Annotated in this window: 14 protein-coding genes and 1 pseudogene; 11 read left to right on the top strand and 4 right to left on the bottom strand. The window is 66.1% G+C overall.

All coding sequences use genetic code 11. The annotated features are described in order from the left end of the window. The first annotated feature begins 187 nt into the window (after nucleotides 1-187). A complete protein-coding gene (locus EET13_RS24190) occupies nucleotides 188-1,414 on the top strand; it encodes a sensor histidine kinase (protein ID WP_122444675.1) in 1,227 nt (408 codons plus the stop codon). Between the two features lie 23 nt (nucleotides 1,415-1,437). On the opposite strand, the gene narL is transcribed toward EET13_RS24190, so the two are convergent. Next, entirely contained in the window at nucleotides 1,438-2,082 is a 645-nt protein-coding gene (gene narL, locus EET13_RS24185) for a two-component system response regulator NarL (RefSeq protein ID WP_425293725.1), read from the bottom strand. Between the two features lie 177 nt (nucleotides 2,083-2,259). On the opposite strand from narL, the gene EET13_RS24180 reads away from it, so the two are divergent. Next, nucleotides 2,260-3,480, top strand: coding sequence for a sensor histidine kinase (locus EET13_RS24180; RefSeq protein ID WP_211186518.1), 1,221 nt, complete (start codon nucleotides 2,260-2,262; stop codon nucleotides 3,478-3,480). 17 nt (nucleotides 3,481-3,497) lie between these two features. On the opposite strand, the pseudogene EET13_RS24175 reads toward EET13_RS24180, so the two are convergent. Continuing rightward, nucleotides 3,498-5,114, bottom strand: a pseudogene (locus tag EET13_RS24175) (FAD-dependent oxidoreductase). Between the two features lie 13 nt (nucleotides 5,115-5,127). Next, nucleotides 5,128-5,793: an IclR family transcriptional regulator gene (locus EET13_RS24170; RefSeq protein WP_122444624.1), complete on the bottom strand. Its 666-nt coding sequence runs from the start codon at nucleotides 5,791-5,793 to the stop codon at nucleotides 5,128-5,130. A gap of 117 nt (nucleotides 5,794-5,910) precedes the next feature. Here EET13_RS24170 and EET13_RS24165 point away from each other — a divergent pair, with 117 nt between their 5' ends. Genes EET13_RS24165 through EET13_RS24130 form a run of 8 tightly spaced genes read left to right on the top strand, consistent with a single transcriptional unit; the run spans nucleotide 5,911 to nucleotide 15,031 of the window. Beyond that, nucleotides 5,911-6,774 (top strand): alpha/beta fold hydrolase, encoded by an 864-nt coding sequence (locus EET13_RS24165; RefSeq protein ID WP_122444623.1) that lies wholly within the window; start codon nucleotides 5,911-5,913, stop codon nucleotides 6,772-6,774. Next, nucleotides 6,774-8,471: a bifunctional 3-(3-hydroxy-phenyl)propionate/3-hydroxycinnamic acid hydroxylase gene (locus EET13_RS24160; protein ID WP_122444622.1), complete on the top strand. Its 1,698-nt coding sequence runs from the start codon at nucleotides 6,774-6,776 to the stop codon at nucleotides 8,469-8,471. The genes EET13_RS24165 and EET13_RS24160 overlap by 1 nt, the downstream gene beginning before the upstream one ends. Further along, entirely contained in the window at nucleotides 8,419-9,339 is a 921-nt protein-coding gene (locus EET13_RS24155) for a 3-carboxyethylcatechol 2,3-dioxygenase (protein ID WP_244604083.1), read from the top strand. Before EET13_RS24160 ends, EET13_RS24155 begins: the two co-directional genes overlap by 53 nt. Before the next feature lie 11 nt (nucleotides 9,340-9,350). Further along, the gene (locus tag EET13_RS24150; RefSeq protein ID WP_122444672.1) at nucleotides 9,351-11,066 is read left to right on the top strand and encodes an FAD-binding protein; all 1,716 of its coding nucleotides are present in this window, start codon (nucleotides 9,351-9,353) and stop codon (nucleotides 11,064-11,066) included. A 2-nt stretch (nucleotides 11,067-11,068) separates the two neighbouring features. Next, nucleotides 11,069-12,379, top strand: coding sequence for an LLM class flavin-dependent oxidoreductase (locus tag EET13_RS24145; protein ID WP_122444621.1), 1,311 nt, complete (start codon nucleotides 11,069-11,071; stop codon nucleotides 12,377-12,379). Between the two features lie 20 nt (nucleotides 12,380-12,399). Next, nucleotides 12,400-13,227, top strand: a complete 828-nt coding sequence (locus tag EET13_RS24140) for a coniferyl-alcohol dehydrogenase (RefSeq protein ID WP_122444620.1) — start codon at nucleotides 12,400-12,402, stop codon at nucleotides 13,225-13,227. Continuing rightward, nucleotides 13,215-14,204, top strand: coding sequence for a cyclase family protein (locus tag EET13_RS24135; protein WP_122444619.1), 990 nt, complete (start codon nucleotides 13,215-13,217; stop codon nucleotides 14,202-14,204). Before EET13_RS24140 ends, EET13_RS24135 begins: the two co-directional genes overlap by 13 nt. Beyond that, nucleotides 14,204-15,031 carry an alpha/beta fold hydrolase gene (locus EET13_RS24130; RefSeq protein ID WP_122444618.1) on the top strand — a complete coding sequence of 276 codons (828 nt, stop codon included), beginning with the start codon at nucleotides 14,204-14,206 and terminating at the stop codon, nucleotides 15,029-15,031. Before EET13_RS24135 ends, EET13_RS24130 begins: the two co-directional genes overlap by 1 nt. On the opposite strand, the gene EET13_RS24125 is transcribed toward EET13_RS24130, so the two are convergent. Then, complete coding sequence (locus tag EET13_RS24125; RefSeq protein ID WP_122444617.1) at nucleotides 15,019-16,635, bottom strand: multicopper oxidase family protein; 1,617 nt, start codon at nucleotides 16,633-16,635, stop codon at nucleotides 15,019-15,021. The two genes, EET13_RS24130 and EET13_RS24125, sit on opposite strands and share 13 nt — an antisense overlap. Nucleotides 16,636-16,756: 121 nt before the next feature. Between EET13_RS24125 and lpqS the strand changes: the two genes are divergently transcribed. Then, nucleotides 16,757-17,155, top strand: coding sequence for a putative copper homeostasis (lipo)protein LpqS (lpqS, locus tag EET13_RS24120; RefSeq protein WP_244604082.1), 399 nt, complete (start codon nucleotides 16,757-16,759; stop codon nucleotides 17,153-17,155). The last annotated feature ends 88 nt before the right edge of the window (nucleotides 17,156-17,243 follow it).

Here is a 17,243-nt window from a genome sequence, read left to right as displayed (position 1 = left end):
GACTAGCCATCCGGACGTCGTCGCCCTGGTCTGCTCATCGGCGGCTCAGCCGGCGCGTCGGGTCAACGACGTCAGCGGCGGCGGTGGCCGCGCCCATTCCGGTCTGCGCGCCCGGCCGGCGAAGCTGTTAGGCGGCCGGCGGGTTGCGGAGCAAGCCGGGACGCGCCGCCGTGAGTACGGTATTCCAGTGGCGATCTCCAGCGACGTGGAACTGGAGCGGGTGCGCAAGCTGCACCAGCTGCGGTCCTACCGGATCGTCTCGGTGCTTCGCATAGGCGTCCTGGTGTTCCTCATCGCCGCGATGATCGTCGGCACCCCCGCGCACGAATGGGCACAGCAAACCGTCTTGGTCGCCTTCTATGGGCTTGCCGCGGTGTGTGCCCTGGCGCTGGCCTTTTCTCCGGTGCGGCGACGAATCGGCGCGGGGGAGTCGGCAGGCGTGCGCCGCTGGGAGCCGCTGACATTCACCGCCATCGACATCGTGGCGTTGACCGGTTTTCAGCTGCTGTCGGCCCACGGGCTCTATCCGCTGCTGATCATGACATTGCTGCCGGTCCTGGCGGGCGTCGACATCTCGTCGCTGCGAACCATGGCGGTGCTGGCGTTCAGCCTGCTCGGCTTCGTGCTGGCGGGGGTTCACGACGGTGTGCTCCTCGGCCCGAGCGGCTGGCCCCATACCGGTTTTCTCTTCTCGCTGTACGCGTTTCTGTGCGCCACGGCGTTGGTGGTGGTGCGCATCGAGGAGCGACATGTCCGCTCGGTCGCGGGTTTGAGCGCGTTGCGTGAGGAGTTGCTGGCTCAGACGATGACGGCCTCGGAGGTGTTGCAGCGCCGGATCTCGGAGTCCATCCACGACGGGCCGCTGCAAGACGTGCTGGCCGCGCGACAGGAACTCGTCGAGCTGCAGACCGCGTGGCCGGGCGACGAGCGCGTTGACCGAGCGTTAGCCGGCTTGCAGGATGCTTCGGAGCGATTGCGGCAGGCTACTTTCGAGCTGCATCCGGCCGTCCTGGAACAGGTCGGCCTCGGTGCGGCCGTCGAGCAGCTGGCCGCGTCCACGGCGGCGCGTTCGGGGATCAACGTCAGCATCGACATTGACTATCCGGTGCGCAATGAGATCGACCCGATCGTGTTCGGCGTGGCCCGCGAGTTGCTGTCGAACGTGGTGCGTCATTCCCGGGCTCACAATGCGTCGGTCAGCCTCGGGATCACCGACGGCGTGTGCGTTTTGGATGTCGCCGACGACGGTGTGGGAATCAGCGGTGACATCATGGCGCGTCGCCTGGGGGAGGGCCACATCGGACTGGCTTCGCACCGAGCCCGGGTCGACGCTGCCGGGGGAACGTTCGTTTTTCTCGACACCCGAGCGGGCACCCACGTATGTGTGGAACTCCCGCTGAAGTCTGATTCCTGAAGGCAATGGCCGAGCTCACGCAGTTAGTCGAGCAGCCCCTGTCGCATGGCTTCGGCGACCGCGGCCGCACGGTCACTGACACCGAGCTTCTCGTAGAGCCGTTGCACATGGGTCTTGACGGTCGACGGCGCTACATACAGTTCGCCGGCGATCGCGGGGATACTTTGGCCGCGCGCAATACGATTGAGCACCTCGCGCTCGCGGGCGCTAAGTACCGGAGCCATCGGCGCCGCTCGCTGGCGGATCTCTCCGGCAAGGCCGCCGACCAGGGAGGGCGCGACGACGTCGCGTCCCTTGGCGCAATCGAGCACGGCTTTGACGATCTCGGTGCGTGTCGAATCCTTCAGCAGGAAACCGGCGGCACCCTGCTGCAAAGCCTGGTAGACGATCGCTGATTCGTCGTGGGCCGAAATCAGCAGCACGCGGGTCGGCAGGTCATTGCTGCGCACCGCGGCCGCCACCTGGGCGCCGTCCATGCCCGGCATTCGGTAGTCGAGTAAAGCGACGTCGGGCAGCTCAGTCTTGATCAATTCCAGCGCTGTCGCCCCGTCGTCGGCCTCGCCGACAACGTTGACGGAGCCGCTCAAAGAAAGAGCGCGCACCACGCCCTCACGAAACAGCGGGTGGTCGTCGCCGACCACCACACGCACTTTGTCGGGCGCCGTCATGTTCAACTCATGTCCATGTAGCGCCGACCATGGCGATGAGTCTAACCGCTCGCCGTGTCGATCTGTCCGCAATTTCCGCACAACCCGCGCGCTTTCCGGGCAGTTTGCTCCGGCGGATTGCCCATATTGCCGGGCAACACCCCGGATCGCGGGGTCGCACATGACTACGGTGTTCTTGTGGTAGAGACCAGCGACGCGGAACTCAAGCGGGTGCGCCGGCTGCATCAGTTGCGCTCCTACCGAATCGCCTCGGTGCTTCGGATCGGCGTTGTATTTTTGATGGTCTCGGCAATGCTTGTTGGCACCAACCACTCGGAATGGGTGCAGCAATCCGCGTTGATCCTGGCCTACGCGCTGGCCGCGCTTTGGGCGCTGGCCCTGGCATATTCACCGTCACGACGCATCATCGTATTGCGCCGATTCGTCAGGATGGCCAGATACGAGCCCTTTGCGTTCACCGCCGTCGACGTATTCGCCCTGACCGGATTTCAGTTGTTGTCCACCGACGGAATCTATCCGCTGCTGATCATGACCCTGCTGCCGGTGCTGGTGGGTTTGGACGTGTCGTCGCGCCGGGCGGCCGTGGTGCTGGCTTTCACGCTCATCGGATTTGCGCTCGCGGTGATCCAAGATCCGGCAATGGTGCGGGCAATCGGTTGGCCCGAAGCGATATTCCGGTTCGTGCTGTACGCATTTCTGTGTGCCACCGCGTTGGTGGTGGTGCGTATCGAGGAGCGCCACGCCCGCTCGGTCGCGGGTTTGAGCGCGTTGCGTGAGGAGTTGCTGGCTCAGACGATGACGGCCTCGGAGGTGTTGCAGCGCCGGATCTCGGAGTCCATCCACGACGGGCCGCTGCAAGACGTGCTGGCCGCGCGACAGGAACTCGTCGAGCTGCAGACCGCGTGGCCGGGCGACGAGCGCGTTGACCGAGCGTTAGCCGGCTTGCAGGATGCTTCGGAGCGATTGCGGCAGGCTACTTTCGAGCTGCATCCGGCCGTCCTGGAACAGGTCGGCCTCGGTGCGGCCGTCGAGCAGCTGGCCGCGTCCACGGCGGCGCGTTCGGGGATCAACGTCAGCATCGACATTGACTATCCGGTGCGCAATGAGATCGACCCGATCGTGTTCGGCGTGGCCCGCGAGTTGCTGTCGAACGTGGTGCGTCATTCCCGGGCTCACAATGCGTCGGTCAGCCTCGGGATCACCGACGGCGTGTGCGTTTTGGATGTCGCCGACGACGGTGTGGGAATCAGCGGTGACATCATGGCGCGTCGCCTGGGGGAGGGCCACATCGGACTGGCTTCGCACCGGGCCCGGGTCGACGCTGCCGGGGGAACGTTCGTTTTTCTCGACACCCGAGCGGGCACCCACGTATGTGTGGAACTCCCGCTGAAACCTTGAGCCGGCTGTAGTGCCTGCTAGTTCCGGTCGAGGGATGCCCCGGTGGCAGCCGCGTAGCCGGCGCGGTACCCAAAAACCATTGCCGGGCCGATGGTTCCGCCGGCGCCGCCGTAGGCGCGGCCGGTAACTCCGGCCATCGTGTTGCCCGCGGCGAACAGACCCGGAACGGGGTTGCCGCTGACGTGGAGCACCCGTCCATCGCGGTCGGTGCGCGGTCCGCCCTTGGTGCCCATCGCACCCACACGGATCGGTACCGCATAGTAAGGGCCGGTGTCGATCGGGCCGAGGGTCTTGCCGGCAAGCGTGGTGGCACTCTGATCGCCCCAATAGCCGTCGTAGGCAGTGGAACCGCGGCCGAAGTCGGGGTCAACGCCGGCCGCGACATTGCGGTTCCACCGCTGGATGGTGTGCGCCAGCCCGCCGGCGTCGATACCGGTCTTAGTGCCCAATTCGGTCAGGTCGGCCGACTCGCAGAACCAGCCGGGAACCTGTTGACCGGGTGAGATGCCCAGAAATCCATAACGCTGCAAGTGAATCGAGTCGAAGAGAATCCAGCCGCTGTCGTTGACGTAACCGCCCCGAGGATCGAGGTAGTGGAAGGCGCCGGCCATCGAGTTGTAGTCGCATGCCTCGTTGACGAACCGCCGCCCGGACCGGTTGACCATGATGCTGCGCGGGCGGGTTCGCTCGAGCCGCACGCTGCGGCTGCGTTGCCGGCCGCCGATGGTGTCGCTGGGGATCTGCACGATGGGCACCCACCAGGCTTCGCCCATATTGGCAAGATCGGCGCCGCACGCCATTGCCATGCGCAGCCCGTCGCCGGTGTTGGTGGGCGGCGAGACCGCGCCATGCATCGGGCCCCGCAGGAATGCCCGCACCAGAACCGGATCCCATTCGAACCCCCCGGTTGCCAGAACGACGCCGCTGCGGGCGCGCACGCCGATGCTCTGCTCGGGGCGCGCGATTCGCACCCCGGTGACGGCGCCGCCCTCTGCGATCAGTTCCGCGGCCGGCGAGTTGGCACACGGCGCTACTCCGTTGTCCAGCAAGCCTTTTAGCAGTCCGGCTACCAGCGCGGTGCCGGCCACGCACAGGTTTCCCGACCCGGCGCCGACATCGGCATGCAACCGGGCCCGGGTCTCGGCGTCGAAACCGACGTTGGACCAATCGGCGGGAAAGGAGGTGATCCGGCCCGCCCACTCGCCAAGTCGGTCGAGATCGAACGGCGCCGCGCCGAGCGAGCGCCCACCGCCGGGCTGACCGCCGGGCAGCTCGGGTCGTTAGTCGGGGAATCCGGCAGCGACTTCGAAGCGCAGGCCGCTGTGTTTCTCGACGAAGTCGAGCATGGCCGGCCCAGTCCGCACGAACGTTTCCACCAGTGCGTCGTCCATCGATCCCCACGACTGCGCGCGCAGATATTGCAGCGCGTCGGCCACCGTCAGCTCACGGTCGGGACAGCGGTGATGAGCCGGGATCCAGGCGATGCCGCCCGAGACGGCGGTGGTCCCGCCGACCGTCGGCGCCTTCTCGAACACCGCTACCGAGGCGCCGGCGACCGCCGCGGTCAGTGCGGCGGTGAGCCCGGCGCCGCCGCTGCCGACCACCACGACGTCGAATTCCTGATCCCACCGCATGCCCGGTATCCCTTCAGCTCAGCAGCGTGGATAACTGTGTGGCGGCCTTGATGACCGCGTCCCGTCCCCGGATCACCATGTCTTCGCGGTGGGAGATGAGATTGATGCAGGTCGGCGGGGACGGCGCGGCTCGGCGCACGGGCACGGCCAGACCATAGGTATTGGGTTCGATCTCGCCGTAGGTCATCACCCAGCCCCGCTCCCGGGTGGCGGCGACTAGGTCCCGTTCGCCCTGGCGCGGCGGCAGGCTGGCCAGCAGGGCTATGCCGGCGGCGCCGCGGTCCAGCGGGTATCTGCTGCCCTCGTGGAAAGCGAGCTGGTAGGCGACTTGGGTGGGCACGATGACCGCCACCGCCACTTGCTGGTCACCCTCGGCGACCAGCAGCGACACCGTGGTGCCGAGCTCGTCGGCCAACGACCGCAGCGTCGGCAGACTCAGCTGGCGCAGGTTGTGGTCGAAGGACGAGCCGAGGACCGCCAGCGCGGCCGCCGGACGGTAGCGCCCGTCCTCACCCTTGGCGACGAGGCGGAACTGGGTCAGCGTGGCCAATAGCCGGTAGGCGATGGTCCGGTGGACGCCAACCCGGTCGGCCACCTCCTGCATGGTCAGCCCGCTGGGTGAAACCGCCACCAGCTGCAGTGCGGTGAGCCCTCTGGCAAGGGTCTGCGAGCCGGTCATGGTCTTGACAGGCTTCGGAAGGAGAGCAAAGCTCTATATATACCGCACATTAATGTGTGATATTAGCACAGTCCAGTTGGTCGAAAACGAGAACCTGGCTTCCAGGGAGAAGGAACCGTGGCGGAGTTCGAGAGCCTGTGGAGCGATCTCCAAGGTGTCCCGTTCGAGCAGGGCTACCTCAACGCCGCGGGGATCCGGACGCGTTACCTGCGTGCCGGCGATCCCGGCGCGCCGGTGCTGGTCTCGCTGCACGGGTCCGGCGGGCACGCCGAGGCCTACGTCCGCAACCTGGCGGCGCACGCCGAACATTTCTGGACCTGGTCGATCGACATGCTGGGTCACGGCTATACCGACAAACCGGGGCATCCACTCGAAATCCGGCACTACGTCGAGCACCTGATGGCGGTGGTGCGCAGCATCGGGGCCGACCGGATCAAGCTCAGCGGTGAATCGCTGGGTGGCTGGGTGGCCGCTCGCGCCGCCATCGACCATCCGGACGCCGTCGACCGCCTGGTGCTCAACACCGCCGGCGGCTCGCAGGCCGACCCGGAAGTCATGGCGCGCATCGTCGCGCTGTCCATGGCAGCCGCGGAGAATCCGACCTGGGAGACCGTGCAGTCGCGGATCAAGTGGTTGATGGCCGACAAGTCCAAGGATTACGACGACCTAGTGGCCGCCCGGCAGCGCATCTATCGTCAGCCCGGATTCGTCGCGGCCATGCGCGACATCATGGCGTTGCAGGACCCGGAAATTCGGGCTCGTAACCTGCTGGGTACCGGCGATTACGGGGCCGTCACCGCACCGACGCTGGTGCTCTGGACAACTCACGACCCGACGGCCGATGTTGGGGAGGGTCGCCGCATCGCATCGATGATTCCCAGCGCTCGCTTCGAGGTGATGCCGGGCTGCGGGCACTGGCCGCAGTACGAGGACGCCAAGACGTTCAATCGCCTGCACCTTGACTTCCTGCTGGGACGCTGATGAGCGGGAGCGGACAGGAGGTTGACGTGTTGGTGGTCGGGGCCGGCCCGGTCGGGCTGACCTTGGCCAATATTCTTGGACTGCAAGGTATTCGCACGTTGGTGGCCGAGGAGCGGGGTGCGCTGATCGACTATCCGCGCGGGGTCGGGCTGGACGACGAGGCGCTGCGCACCTTTCAGTCGATCGGTCTGGTCGACGAAATCCTCCCGCACACGGTGCCCAACCAGATCCTGCGGTTCTTGGATGCCAAGCGCCGGGTTCTGGCCGAAATAGCCCCGTCTGACGCGCGTTTCGGCTGGCCCAAGCGCAACGGCTTTGTGCAGCCGCTGGTTGATGTCGAATTGTTGCGGGGGCTGGACCGATTCGACCACGTCGAAATGTGGTGGAACCGTCCGGTGATGTCCTGCGGGCAAACCGGCGACGCGGTGACGGTTGAATGCGGTGGCCCGGGTGGCCTGTCGGGCGTGCGCGCCCGCTACGTCGTCGGCTGCGACGGCGGCCGCAGCATCATCCGCCGGACGATGGGGGTTTCCTTCGAAGGCACCACGTCGCCCACCCGATGGCTGGTCGTCGATATCGCCAACGATCCGCTGGGCCACCCCAACAGCGAGGTCGGCGCCGATCCGCAACGCCCCTATGCCTCGATCTCCGTCGCACACGGAATTCGCCGGTTCGAGTTCATGATTCACGCCGACGAATCCGACGAGCAGGCGGAGGATCTGGCGTTCTTGACCCGCATGCTGGCACGAGTGGTGCCCTACCCGGACCGGGTGGAGGTGATCCGCCGGCGCATCTACACCCATCACTCGCGAATTGCCGGAGCCTTCCGCAGCGGCCGGCTCTTGTTGGCCGGAGACGCCGCGCACCTCATGCCGGTGTGGCAGGGGCAGGGCTACAACAGCGGCATCCGTGACGCGGCGAACCTGGGCTGGAAACTCGCCGCGGTGGTCACCGGGCAGGCCGGCGACTGCCTGCTCGATAGCTACGACATGGAACGCCGCAAACACGCCCGGGCGATGATCGACCTGTCCACCATGGTGGGCCGGGTGATTTCGCCCACCGACCGAAGGATCGCGGCCGGGCGGGATCTGATCGTGCGGGCGGCCTCGGCGGTGCCGTCGCTCAAGCGATATGTGCTCGAGATGCGGTTCAAGCCAATGCCGCGCTACGAGCGCGGCGCCGTGGTCCATTCCGAGCCCCGTAATCCGGCGTCACCGGTGGGCACCTTGTTCGTCCAGCCCCGGGTCAACACCCGCACCCGCCGCAACGTCTTGCTGGACGACGTGCTGGGCGCCTGGTTCGCCGTGTTGTGCTGGAACAACAACCCGCGGAAGATCCTGGGCGCGCAGGCCTTTTCGACGTGGCAGCGGTTGGGTGCCCGCTTCGTTGCCGCGCGCCCGCAGGTTCAGCTGCACTGGACCGGATACGACGACCCCGAGGTGGTGATCGTCGGCGACCACACCGGAGACCTCAAGTCCTGGTTCGACGCACACGATGAATCGGTGCTCTTCCTGCGCCCCGACCGCTGTATCGCCGGTGCGTGTATCGCCCAACTCGCTCCCGAGTTGAGCGCATCGCTCGTCGCGGCCCTCACCCTCACTCCGAGAGGTGGTGATTTTCAAAGTGCCACTGGCTCTGTGCTGTATGTCCCACAGCCCGCTGCTGAATCTACCCGGGCCGCCGCGGGACCTGCTTGACGACGTTGATACCGCGATCGGCAAGGCCCGGGAATTCGTCGGCTGCTACGGTCCTGAACTGGTTGTGATCTTCTCGCCCGACCACTACAACGGGTTCTTCTACAAGGTGATGCCGCCGTTCTGTATCGGTATGCAGGCCAACGGAGTCGGGGACTACGGTAGCCATGCCGGGCCGCTCGACGTGCCCCGGGCGATCGCGGAGAATTGCGCCCGGGCCGTGCTCGGCGCGGACATCGACGTCGCACTTTCGGCCAGCATGGACGTCGATCATGGAACGGTCCAGCCGCTGGAGAAGCTCTTCGGCGCAGCGACCGCGCGCCCGGTGATACCGATCTTCATCAACGCGATCGCCACACCGCTGGGACCACTGCGCCGTTGCCGGGCACTGGGCACCGCGGTCGGTAATTTCCTTGCCACGTTGGACAAGCGGGTGCTGGTGATCGGATCCGGGGGGCTGTCGCACAGTCCGCCGGTGCCGACGCTCGACGACGCCGGTCCGGCCGCCCGGGAGCGGCTCGTGCACGGCCGGCCGATGACAGCTGAGCAACGACAAGCCCGGCAGACGGCCGTGATCGACGCGGCCAAGAGCTTCGCCGCCGGAGACAGCAATCTTCAGCCCCTCAACCCGGCCTGGGATCAGCGCTTCCTGGAGATCGTCGACGGGGGACACCTCGATGATTTGGATCAGTGGTCGAATTCGTTCGTGATGCACGAGGGCGGTGGATCCGCGCATGAAATCCGCACCTGGATAGCCGCTTTCGCCGCGTTGGCGACGGCGGGACAGTACCGGACGACGGTTCGCTACTACAAACAGGCCCCCGACCTGATCACCGCGTTCGCCATCAGGACGGCAGCGGCAAGCCCATGACTTTCACCGGCATCGAAGCGTTCGACCAGGTCGTCGACGTGCTGGTGGTCGGCTCCGGCGCCGGCGGAATGACGGCCGCGCTGGTAGCCGACGCCGCCGGTCTGCAGACGCTGGTGGTGGAAAAGTCCGCATACTTCGGTGGTTCCACCGCCTTGTCCGGCGGCGGCATCTGGGTACCCGGCGCGCCGGCGCAGCGCAGAGCGGGCTATGCCCCGGCACCCGCCGATGTCATCGAGTACCTGCGCCGGGTCACCGGCGGTCTGGTAAGTCCGGCACGGATCCGGCAATACGTCGAATCGGCCCCACGGATGCTGGAGTTCCTGGAAGGGCTCTCGCCGTGGCTGGAATTCGTCTGGAAGCCCGGCTATGCCGACTACTATCCAAATCTGCCCGGCGGCTCCGAACTGGGCAGCACCATCAACGTGCCGCCCATCGATCTGCGCTCATTGGGTGACGACGAGGAGAAGCTGTTACGGCCGCTGGCGCTGACGCCGAAGGGAATCTGGCTGGGGCCAAACGAGTTACGTGCGTTCTATCGGATCCACCAGTCGTGGAGCGGAAAGACGTTGCTGCTGAGGCTGATTGCCCGCATGGTCAGGGCGCGGGTATTCGGTGAGCGGATGGCGGCGATCGGCCAGTCACTGGCGGCACGGTTGCGACTGGCGATGAAAGAGTGCGGCATACCGTTGTGGCTGGACTCGCCGATGGTCGAGTTGCTCACCGACGCCGAAGGATCGGTGATCGGTGCGCTGGTGAACAGGTCGGACGCGCCGACACGGATCGGCGCGCGACACGGAGTGATCCTGGCTAGCGGCGGCTTCGACCACGACCTGGCGTGGCGCAAGGAACAGCAGCCGATCGTGGACCAGGATTGGAGCTTCGGCAATCCCGCGGCCACCGGCGACGGGATCCGTGCCGGCCAGCGGATCGGCGCGGCCACCGAGCTGCTGGACGAGGCATGGTGGTTTCCGGCTATTCAATGGCCCGACGGCCGAATGCAATTCATGCTCAACGAGCGGATGATGCCCGCGCAATTCATCGTCAACGGAGACGGCAGGCGCTTCATCAACGAGGCCGCACCCTACATGGATTTCGGCCACGCCATGATCGAGGGCCAGAAGTCCGGGGTCACCCACATCCCGTGTTGGCTGATCACCGATCACCGGTCCTGGAATCGATACGTCATCGCCGGGCATCTGCCGATACCGAAGATTCCCGGCGCGCCGGTGCCCACCGGGCGCAAGGTGCCCGCGGCCTGGCTGCAGTCCGGCGTCGTCAAAGCAGGGCAGACGTGGGAAGAGCTGGCCGCCCAGATCGGCGTTGCGCCGGCCCGACTCCAATCAACGGCAACGCGTTTCAACGAGCTTGCCCGCAGGGGACACGACAACGACTTCAACCGCGGCGACAGCGCCTACGACAACTACTACGGCGACCCGACACTACCCAACCCCAACCTGTATCCCTTGGGCGATCCGCCCTACTACGCGTTCCGCATCGTGCTGGGCGACCTCGGCACGTCGGGAGGCCTGCGCACCGACGAACAGGCACGGGTCCTGCGCTGCGACGACACCGTGGTGCGTGGACTCTACGCGGTGGGCAACACCTCCGCGCCCATGATGGGCCGCAGCTATGCCGGCGCAGGGGCAACCATCGGACCCGCCATGACCTTTAGCTATGTCGCAGCGAAACACGCTGTGACACAAGCACGTAATGCTCATAGGAGGTAACCGTGAAAATCTCGCTGTTCTACGAATTCGCGCTGCCGCGGTCCTGGAACGCCGATGACGAACACATGCTGCTGCAGGACTGCCTCGACGAGGTCGAGGCCGCCGACAAGGCCGGGTTCTCCACCGTGTGGCTCACCGAGCACCACTTCCTCGAGGAATACTGTCATTCCACCGCACCGGAAATATTCCTGGCCGCGGCTAGCCAGCGGACCGAGAACATCCGGTTGGGATTCGGCATCATGCACCTGCCGCCCGCGGTCAACCATCCGGCGCGGGTGGCCGAACGCATTGCCACGCTGGACCTGCTGTCCAACGGGCGGGTCGAGTTCGGCACCGGCGAATCATCCTCGGTGGGCGAACTCGGGGGGTTCAATATCGATCCCGCCGACAAGCGGGCTCAATGGGAGGAGGCGCTGGAAGTCGCGATTCGCTGCATGATCGAGGAACCGTTCTCGGGCTTCGCGGGTGAGCACATCCAGATGCCGGCCCGCAACGTCATTCCCAAGCCGATGCAGAAGCCGCACCCGCCGGTATGGGTCGCCTGCACCCGGCCCGCCAGCGTCCAGATGGCCGCCCAGAAGTGCATCGGCGCATTGAGCTTCGCCTACACCGGTCCGGGTCCGCTGTCCGAGCGGGTGAACGGCTACTACAAGGAATTCGAGGAGAACGGCGTCCCGGCGACCCCACGGATCAACCCGAACATCCTGGCCATCGGCGGTGACCTGTCGATGATGGTCGCCCGGACCGACGACGAGGCGCTGCGGCGCCTCGGACAGGGCGGCGGGTTCTTCTCGTTCGGAATCATGCACTACTACATGACCGGTGTGCACACGCCCGGGCGGACGGGTGTGTGGAACCGGTATCTCGAAGAGGTGCAGAAGGATCCGATGCTGGCGTACGGGCCGGGACGCGGCGCCATCGGCTCGCCGGGCACCGTGCGCGAGTTCCTGCGCGGCTACGAGGAGAGCGGCGTGGACGAGATCATCCTGCTGCTCAACCCGCGCAGTCACGAGGGCACCATGGAGTCCATCGCCATCATGGGCGCCGAAGTGCTGCCGGAATTCATCGAGCGCGACGCCAAGGCGGTCGCCGATAAGGCCGCCAGGCTGGCTCCCGTCATCGAGCGAATCGAGGCTCGCCGGCCGCAAACACGACCCTTTGGCGCACCCCCGTTCGACGAAACCTACTCGTTCGGCGGCCTACCCACCGGACGCGGCGGTAAATTCACTGCCAGCGAGATTCCCGAAGCCATGGCCGAGATCAACGAGGGCCGCGTCATGGCGGCGCGCCGCGCGAAGGAGCAGTGTCAGTGACACCGGAAGCTGGTTAGACGTTGGGCCGGATCGATGACCTATGGCGTTACGACGGCCGCCTCGCGCTGGTGAGCGGATGCGCCACGGGCATCGGTGCGCAGCTCGTGCATCAACTCAGCGAGTTGGGCGCGCACGTGGTGGGATTGGACAGGCGACGGCCAGCCTACGAGCTCAACGACTTTCACCAGACTGACCTCGCCGATCCGAGTTCGATCGATCGGGCTGTTGCGGCCGTAGGCGACCAGGTCGACACGCTGTTCAACGTCGCCGGCGTCTCCTCGGGGATCGGTGACCCGCTCCTGGTCGTCACCATCAATTTTCTAGGGCTGCGCCATCTCACCGATGCGCTGAACCCGTTGATGCCCGCGGGTTCGTCGATTGTCAGCGTGTCATCACTAGCTGCGGCAAACTACCGGGAACATCTGGGGACGGTGGCACCGCTGCTGGATACCACGACGATGCCCGAAGGAATCGAATGGTGCCGGCGCCATCCCGACGCGATGGGCAGCGGCTACCAATTATCCAAGGAGGCAGTCATTCTCTACACCATGCGCCGCACAGCCGAGCTCGCTGCGCGCGGCATCCGCATCAACTGCACCGGACCCGGCGTGACCGAAACACCCATCCTCGATCAGCTGAGGCATGCCTACGGCCCGCAATTGCTCGACGACATCGCCAAGCCGCTGGGGCGGGTCGCCGATCCGGCCGAACAGGCCGCGGTGCTGCTGTTCTTGAACAGCGCTGCCGCCAGCTATATTTCGGGCCAGGTGGTGTGGGTGGACGGCGGAAACCTGGGCGCCGCAATCGCCAGGGACCTGCAGAAGGGACGGGCGTCATGGCCGGCCTAGCCGAATTCAGGCGGGTAGCCGCCGATCTCAGCAACTGGGGCCGGTGGGGTGACGGGGACGAACTCGGCACCCTGAACTTCATCACCGCCGACACCGTCCGGCACGCCGCCAGCCTGGTCCGGCACGGAAAAGTGTTTCCGCTCGGCGTGGACTTCGGGTCGTCCGGTCCGCAGGGCGCTTTCGGGTTCCGGCACAACCCCATACACCTGATGACCGTGGACGGCGGTGATGCGAACACGCTGGGCCAGTACGGTCCGGGCTGGGCTCAGAACCCGACGGCCGAGCAGATGGGCAAGTACCTGGTCGACAATCCGTTCCGATTCAACGACGACATGGTCATCATGCCGTTACAGGCAGCCACCCAGTGGGATGCGCTGGCGCACGTCTACTACGACGACCAGCTCTACAACGGCTTCCCGGCCGGATCGGTGACCAGCCTGGGTGCCTACCACTGCGGTATCGACAAGGTCGACACCAAGGGCATCACCTCTCGGGGCGTGCTGCTGGACCTGGTACGGCATCGCGGCGCGGAAGTCTTTCTCGAACATGGGAACCCGATCACCCCCGAAGAGCTGGAGAACGTCGTTCGTGCCCAAGGTGTCACCGTCGGCCGCGGTGATATCGTGCTGATCCGAACCGGTTGGTGGGCAAGGTTTCTGATGACCGGCAACAAGACCGAGCGGTACTCCGGGCTGGACTGGCGCTGCGCCCAGTGGCTGCACGATCACGAGATCGCCGCGGTGGCCGCCGACAACCTTCAGGTGGAGGACCCGGTTTCCGGGGTCGAGGGCCTGTTCTTGCCATTTCATCTGCTGTGCTTGCGTGACATGGGACTGATGCTGGGCGAATACTGGGACCTCACGGCCCTGGCGGCCGACTGCGCCACCGACGGGGTCTACGAGTTCCAGCTGATCGCGCCGCCGTTGAGATTCGTTGGCGCCGTGGGCTCGCCGGTGAACCCCATCGCGATCAAGTGATGCACACATCCCGCCGAATTGCCCTGGTCGACGGTCTGGACACCAGTTATCTGGAGGCAGGCGCGGGCGACCCGGTGGTGCTGCTGCACGGCGGCGAATTCGGCGCGAGCGCCGAATTCGGTTGGGAGCAAAACCTTGTCGCGTTGGCAGCGCGCTACCGGGTGCTGGCGCCCGACCTGCTCGGGTTCGGGGAGTCGGCCAAGGTGGTGGATTTCGTCGACGGCCGCGGAATGCGCATTCGGCATCTGGCGCGGTTCTGCGATCTTCTCGGTGTGGAATCCGCGCATTTCGCCGGCAATTCGATGGGCGCCATCATGCTGCTGACCGACGCGACGTCGGAGGCGCCGCAGCTGCCGATCTGCTCCATGGCGATCATCTGCGGTGGGGGAGAGATTCAGCAGAACCGCCACTTCGAGGCGCTGCAGCGCTATGACGCCACGCTGGACGGGATGCGCCGTATCGTGACGGCGCTGTTTCACGACGCCCGCTATCCGAACGACGCGGACTATGTGCGGCGCCGCTACGAGTCGAGCATCGCTCCGGGAGCGTGGGAGGCGGTGGCCGCAGCGCGTTTTCGCCGTCCCGGTGTTGAGCTGGCCGCAAACCCGTCGAGTGTGCGTCGGTATGAGCGCATCGCGGTGCCCACACTCGTCGTCGAAGGTCGCAACGACAAACTCCTGCCCGGCGGGTGGGCCGCGGAGATGGCCACACAGATCCGGGGCGGACGTTCGGTGGTGATCAACGACGCGGGTCACTGTCCGCAGATCGAGCAGCCCACGACCGTCAACCAACTGCTGCTGGACTTCTTCAGCCGTCAGAAGACGTAGTCCAGGCGCGTCATCATGCCGGCGGCCAGGTGATACATGTTGTGGCAGTGCATCACCCACGTCCCCGGATTGTCGGCCACGAGCACCGCCTGGACCTTTTGTTTGGGCAGGACGATCACGGTGTCCTTGCGCGCGCCGAGGGAACCGTCGGCCTTGATGATCTGATAGGTGTGGCCATGCAGGTGCATGGGGTGCCACATCATGGTGGTGTTGTCGAACACCAGAAGTTGGTGCTGGCCCTGGTGTACGTGCAGCGGCTTGGTTCTGCTGTAGGGCTCGCCGTTGATCGTCCAGTCATATTTGGCCATGGTGCCGCCCAATACGACGGGAAGTTCGAGGCCGGGTTCGGGCCGGCCCAGATTGGCCGACGTTGTGGCGGTGAACATCTCGATGGTGCCCACCCTCTTGTTGAGCTCCGCCGGGCGGAACTGCGGGTCCGGCGCGCTGCCCGCGGCGGTGGACAGCAGCGAGCGGGCCACGGCGTTCTTGCCTTCGGCCAGCGCGACAAGCGGGAAGACGCCGGATGCCGCCGTCACGATGACGTCGTAACGTTCGCCCATACCGATCAGCAGCGCGTCGACCGGTGTCGGCAGTACCGGGTAACCGTCGGTGTGGGTCACCGTCATCGAATGTCCTGCCAACGCGACACGGAACGCGGTGTCGGCGGCGGCATTGATGATCCGGATGCGGATTCGCTGTCCCGGTTTGGCGTTGAAGGTCGTGGGGGCCGCTGGGATGCGGCCGTTGATCAGGTAGTAGGGGTAGGCGACGTCGCCGGCGTCGCCGCCGAGCAAGTCGCTGGTGGTCACATCGCCGTCGGGCATGCCGGGCATACCGGGCATCGGGGACGACGGCGTGGTCTCGGGGGTGGTCGTCGTACTTGTGGTACTTGTCGTGCTCGTCGTATTTGTCGTGGTTGGCGGGGTCGTGCTCGGCGGGGTGGTGGGCTTGTTCGGGTCGACCAGGGCGTCGTAGATCTGTTGCGGACTCTTGCCGACGCCGTCGGTCCAATCGTCAAGCACGACAATCCATTCCGCGTCGTAGCGCCCTGGCTCGGTCGGGTCGTCGATGATGACCGGTAGATAAAGCCCCATGTCCTCTTCGAGGCCGACGTGCGGATGCGCCCAGTAGGTGCCGGGATCGGGAACCGAGAACCGGTAGGTGAAGTCGTGGCCGGCCTCGATGTTGGGGGTGGCGGGCGCGACGCCGTCCATGTCGTTGCGCAGTGCGATGCCGTGCCAGTGCACCGAGGTGGGATGGTCGAGCCGATTGGTCACCGCGACGACAAGCTCATCGCCCACGGCGGCCCGGATCAGCGGGCCCGGGACGGTGTTGCCGTAGGCCAGCGTACGGGCGATCGGCCCGCCGAGGTCGATGTCCACCTGCTGCGGGGTCAGGCTGACGGCAACGGTTCGTCCGCTGTGTGGGCGTGCCCGCTCGGCCGCGTCGATTGCGTCGGTCATGGCGGTCTCGCCCGCTGAGTGTGATTGTGAGTGGCCGCAACCCGCCAGCGCCAGCCCGCCGGCGATGCCGGCGCCGATAAAGCCGCGCCTGCTGAGCTGCACTCCGCCCAGGGGATGACCGCTCGTTGGCAGTACCGGCATTCACAGCTCCTCGTCTGGCGTTGATTGGGGCCCGCGCTCCTACCCTGCTAGGACATCGACTGTCATGCAAGCCGCAATGCGCACTTTACTACATACCCGATGGGGGTATACAGTGATCGGCGTGAACCTTCGGCAGGCGGTGTGGACGCGGTCCGCGCGGGTCGCCACCGTCCTGTTCGTGGTCTTGTCCGCGGTAGCCGCTCAATGCTGGCTGCCGCAGTTCGATCGCCACGCGGCGCACCCGAACCACGCGCTATCGGCCGCTGTCGGTGGTGAATTTGCGGTGAACCTCGGTCACGCACACCTCGCCGACGATTCGGCACCTCCGTGCCCTCCGCTACCGGCCAGCGCGGTATTGGCGCGGCCGGACCCGCCGGCCTTCGAAGCTGCCGTGGTGGGGGCGATCGCCGGCATCGCGCCGGTGCTCATCCCGGCCGTGATGGCCGTCGGGCGCAGCCCGCCGGCCGATGTCCGCTTCGATCAAGATCTGTTGACTCGGTTCTGCCTGTCTCGCTGCTGAGTGGTCAGTGTCAGGCCCTGGTGACAATGACGCCATGGCCGGTGACTGCTGACCCTTATCACCTTGCCGCACGCCATCGGCGGCCTCG

The sequence above is a fragment of the Mycobacterium attenuatum genome, from assembly GCF_900566085.1.
GTDB classification, from domain to species: domain Bacteria; phylum Actinomycetota; class Actinomycetes; order Mycobacteriales; family Mycobacteriaceae; genus Mycobacterium; species Mycobacterium attenuatum.
The sequence above is the reverse complement of the archived record's forward strand: the minus strand, read 5'-3'. Positions and strand labels throughout refer to the sequence as shown.